At 29.1% G+C, this 4,485-nt stretch carries 3 protein-coding genes; all 3 read right to left on the reverse strand.

The features are described 5' to 3' along the window. Positions 1–318: 318 nt before the first annotated feature. The 3 genes from OM075_RS24255 to OM075_RS24265 all read right to left on the reverse strand — a co-directional run bounded on the left by OM075_RS24255 (position 319) and on the right by OM075_RS24265 (position 4,026). Positions 319–621, reverse strand: coding sequence for a hypothetical protein (locus tag OM075_RS24255; RefSeq protein WP_301193150.1), 303 nt, complete (start codon positions 619–621; stop codon positions 319–321). Positions 622–1,544: 923 nt separating this feature from the next. Beyond that, positions 1,545–2,531: an HNH endonuclease family protein gene (locus OM075_RS24260; protein ID WP_301193151.1), complete on the reverse strand. Its 987-nt coding sequence runs from the start codon at positions 2,529–2,531 to the stop codon at positions 1,545–1,547. Next, positions 2,515–4,026 carry an AAA family ATPase gene (locus OM075_RS24265; RefSeq protein ID WP_301193152.1) on the reverse strand — a complete coding sequence of 504 codons (1,512 nt, stop codon included), beginning with the start codon at positions 4,024–4,026 and terminating at the stop codon, positions 2,515–2,517. The genes OM075_RS24260 and OM075_RS24265 overlap by 17 nt, the downstream gene beginning before the upstream one ends. Positions 4,027–4,485 lie beyond the last annotated feature (459 nt).

Below are 4,485 nucleotides of genomic sequence, written 5' to 3' on the forward strand. Positions count from 1 at the left end.
ATGCCATTTAAAACACTATAAGTAAAAATCACATTATTAACACTTTACAGATTAGTTGCTGGAATATTGTTTAGTTCAACAAACCCTCCAATCTGCAGGGTATGCAAGCAACCCTACATTAGAGGCTAAGTGTTTTTGTTATTATTTCTGTAAATAAATATTTTAAAACCATATTTCCTTCATTATTCTTTTATTTTAATCCAATATTACAGTCTGTTAAAATCTTTATTACGAACACTAAATCTTCTTCTTATAAATATGGTTCATCAAATGCTCTTTCCTATTCTTCAAATAGTAATAAAATAGTCTAACAGAAATTCAAATTTCTTCAAATTCTGTAACTTTATAAAGATATAGTATGAATAATGTTATAAAAAGTATGCCACATAAAAGTCCCAAGGACATTCCAACTAAAAAGTCACGGTTATAATACCAATAAATTTTTACTGGAACTGCCACAGCCAAAAAACCTAATCCAAAACCAAAATTCCATGATTTAATTTTTTTTGGTCTTAGGTTAGCTTGACATTTTTCACATTTTGTTTGATGACTTCTTTTAAAATTTAGTAATTCTGTCATTGGAATTTTATTGCCACAATTTGGACACCTAAATTTTTCCATTTATATTTCATTTAATTTTACGTTTAAAGAATACTTCACTTTTTTATTATAATCTTCTTATAAGTCTTGTTTGAAAAACTGTTATATTTTTCTTTTCTAAACATATTACAAACCAATTTTCACATTTTGGTCTTCTATTATATCCTGAAAAACAAATCAAAAATGAAGCTGCAAATATTTCCTGTATATTTTTCTCGCTTTGTTAATTTTATTGTGTTTTGTCAACATGGGCGGTAACGTTTAGTATAAGAAACGTAAGTGATTTCGAAGCTCTTACCTGTCAAGTTGCACTGAGCCAAATTTGGGTTTTGACACAAATTTAATGTTTTAAAACAACCCGTCAAATCGCAGATTTGGCGGAGCTGAATAAATGCTCCGAACTTCCGTAAAGCACTGAGCCAATTATGTTTTTTATACATTGTGTGTACTCTGTATGAGCAGCGGTGCATCCACACCTAAAGTTCTTGGAAAAGTTTAAAAATACAAATCTTTTATAGGTATAATTTTTATCCATAGGGAGCAAGTCCCTAGTGGACGGAGGTAACGCTTCGAACCACTTGCAAGTGACGCTTTTTTCGGATGGAAAAATGCAGTGGTTACCGGTGATGGTAGCAGTGTAGGTTATTTGGGTGTAATGAGAGGTTGGGCTATTGCTCAATTGAAACAAAGTGGAAATCGCCACTTCTAAGTAAAATTAAGTTTTAGTTTTTAGGAACAACCATAACGGTTGAACGACTTCAAAAACGTGGCTATATTGCTTTATCTGATATGTATAATCAATTGCACTCTTCTTTGGCTTCAAATACTAATTCGCTATTCCCCACGATGTAAGGAACCGCTCAGTACGAGACCCGTACGCTGAGTGGTGAGAGGTTCTCCGATAGACTGTTAGTCTATTAGCTTGTTATTCAATTGGCGGTATGTCATTCCTTATTCATTTTTTTATAGTTATCATAAAGAACTTTTTCTTTACAAATACTTTTCATTGCAAAAGTCAAAGATTCCTTTCTAAAATTAAGGTCTTCCATAATTAGAGAATGAGTTTCAATGTTAAAACCAAGTGATTCTAAACGTCTCCATTGCTTAAAGATTACTTTTGATTTCAGGTCTATTTGTTCAAATATTTCATCTTTACCATACCTTTGTTTTAATTGCATTAAATCCAAATAGTTATCAATCTCTATACTTGCTATTGCATTCAATTTTACCTTATGATTGTATTTATCAATATCAAAGGAGACAAAATCCCCAATTTGTTGTGTATATGGATTTGCAATTGGTATTGAATAATCGGTTTTCTTGCCGTAGGGGCCATTGCAACTTTGGCAACAGGAAATAAGATTATTAGGATGCATTGAGAGAAACGGAAATTTACTTTTAGGTAAGAAATGTTCTATAACAATATTGCCGTCGCTAATTATCGTATCTATGTCACAATATGGACAAATGGATAAACTATTTTCCTTTTTGAATTTCTCATGAAAGTCTTTCCTGCTAAAATTTTCGTCTTTTATTTTTTTCCATATAAACTCATCATTGAAAAATAGTTCATAGAAAAAAACTCGAAATAGTTTTGATAATTCAACATCTACACTTTCTTCTGTTATATTAAAATCTAAATTGTCTAATTGTTTGGTTTGTTTTGAATATAAGCTTAATTGGTTAGCAATGGTACTATGATTAACATCAGCTACTAAGTCAATTATTTTAAATCCTTGATGTTTTTTGTTAACTACATAAGAAAGTAACTCATTCTGATTCTTTGGAAAGGTTTCACTTATATACTCATTAAAATCACTGAATGTTTTATATGTTATGTGATTAGATATTGATAACAATAATGGCTCAATTACATAATTCCTAAATTCAATTAGGTAAGGGCGGGTATTTTCATTAGTTACTTTCCACATGTATAATACCTAACTCTTTAAGTTTCTTAAAAATTAATAGTCTTATATATGAATCTCCTATTTTTTGAAAAAAATATTTTAGAAGTTCTACATTTTCTTGTTCAATAACTTTAAAAATATATTTTTCAATAGCACTGTCATTTACACCTGCTGGATTTAAAAGGTTTATAATTACTTCTTCATCAGATAGAAATAAAGAATTTTGTGGATGAGAAACAGTTCCAGATTTTAATAGAAGAATATGTTCCGATTGTAAATTATTAATAAATGCAAAATTATGACTGCTTATTAATAAATGAATTGAAAATGTCTTGAAAAGTTCAATCATAATAGCTGTCAAGTGCTTTGTCCATAAATAATTCAGATGAATTTCAGGTTCCTCTATTATAATAATTGAATTATTACTTATATGTGTCAATGCATGGAATAATCTCCCAAAAATCATTTTCTCGCCAGTACTCATTGTGGCCATTGTATATTGGTTGTCCTTTTTTAGGAAAATATCATTAATATACAAAGCCTTATATTTAATTAAAATTTCAATCAATTCGATATGTCGAGCTGAAGTTTTGAGATAATCCACTAGGTTAAGTTTCATCTCAAAACCATTTGAGTTTTCGGCATCAATGAAATCATTAAACATTGCTCTTTCATTAATAGAATGTACTAAGGAAAAAAGGTCGTAATCTTGTCCTTCACAAAATTGAATTAAATCTTTAAATAAATCCTTATAATGAATATTTCTAGCAGATATATACACTCCTTCACTAACCTGTATTCTATCATCTAAATATGGTCTACTGCTTTCCTTTTCTTTATATATCATCAATAAATTCACATGCGCTTTAACATAAGGTTCAAGCTTTATATTTAGTTTGTCAAAAGATTCTTTAAGGGATGTATTACTCCCAAAATATTGTCTATAAAACCTTAAGATGCCTTTTGAAACATATAACCCTACAGAGGATTCAAAATAATGCTGATTATTAAGATTTACTAAGCGTTCACAAATTAAATTCTTATTGTAATCTAGATTATAATCTGTGTCAAAACCTGAAGCAATAACTTGACTAGGTAGATAATTCCGTATTTCTTCAAAAGTTGTGTCTTTTAGCTCAATTTTTCTTTGATGTAATTTTCTTCTATAAATACTCTGACCATTTGTCCTTTTCATTTCTAATAACAGTTTTTTAGTACCATTAACAGTAATGAAAATTGAATTATTATATTTTTCTAGATGTATTAAGTTTCCGTTTAATTCATACTCTATTTTAAAATCTGTGAGTTTCTCATGATTTCGTTGAATGTATCTAAATATTCTAACAATAAAGCTTAAAATAGTTGTCTTTCCACTGCCATTTTCTCCAATTAAAGCTGAAATATTAGTATCACCATATATATCATATAATTCTTTATCAATAGCGCTTGAACTTATGTCAATTTTCATATTTGAAAACCGCTTGTAATTATCAATATAAAGTCTTAGTATTTTCATATATACGTTCTCAAGTGCTTATTCTATGTCGTTATAAAATAGTAAGCCATCGTTATGTTTGATTACCACCAACTTTTCAGTAATCATAATATACTTGGACTTATTTCGTCTTTGTGTTTGGGTTTAACTACTGCTAAAATAGTTATTATTTTAAATAGTAATGTCATATAACGGACTTTTTATCTGTTGCAAATATTTGTTACTTACATGGGTATATATTTCAGTGGTTTCTGATGAATTATGCCCCAAAAGCTCTTGAATATAGCTTAATTAAATAAAAATTTAACAACCTAATCTTATAATATCTACTGGCCTATTAACCTAATAATATAAATTCCTTACAACCTATCTCACGTTGCTTCCATATCGCTTGCCTATGGTATGACAAGGATATGACGTTGTATTGACTATGGTTTTACTATACTTGTTTTATGGTATTTCTTCGGTTCCTTAGAACCA

This window comes from Plebeiibacterium sediminum (assembly GCF_026013605.1).
Taxonomy (GTDB): domain Bacteria; phylum Bacteroidota; class Bacteroidia; order Bacteroidales; family Marinilabiliaceae; genus Saccharicrinis; species Saccharicrinis sediminus.

What these genes read in the sequence shown, in the direction of transcription:
- OM075_RS24255 (WP_301193150.1), bottom strand. Translation starts at nt 621, where the DNA reads ATGGAAAAATTTAGGTGTCCAAATTGTGGCAATAAAATTCCAATGACA.
- OM075_RS24260 (WP_301193151.1), bottom strand. Translation starts at nt 2,531, where the DNA reads ATGTGGAAAGTAACTAATGAAAATACCCGCCCTTACCTAATTGAATTT.
- OM075_RS24265 (WP_301193152.1), bottom strand. Translation starts at nt 4,026, where the DNA reads ATGAAAATACTAAGACTTTATATTGATAATTACAAGCGGTTTTCAAAT.